1 protein-coding gene is annotated in these 228 nt (G+C 36.0%); it reads right to left on the bottom strand.

The features are described 5' to 3' along the window. The coding region (locus EOC06_RS39500; RefSeq protein WP_164899125.1) for an HTH domain-containing protein at positions 1-204 on the bottom strand (204 nt) is incomplete at its 3' end. Positions 205-228: the final 24 nt, after the last annotated feature.

The raw sequence follows: 228 nt of genomic DNA, 5'->3' as shown, positions 1-228 counted from the left end.
CATTATGTCATCGAAATTAGGATGATCCTTATAAACGAATATGTATTTACCAGCATTGTTATCCGCTAATCTGCAGACTAATATAGTTCCAGTTTGCTTAATAGCTCTCACAGCATTATAAACAGTTCTTTCACTACAGCCTACTCTTTCCGCTAACTTATCCGCTCCTATTTTCCATATCCCTTTACCACTAAGAAAATACACTATCTCATCTAGGACTAGCTTTTG

It is taken from the genome of Mesorhizobium sp. M7A.F.Ca.MR.362.00.0.0, from assembly GCF_004023175.1.
GTDB lineage: Bacteria > Pseudomonadota > Alphaproteobacteria > Rhizobiales > Rhizobiaceae > Mesorhizobium.
This window is presented reverse-complemented; position numbering and strand designations above follow the sequence as displayed.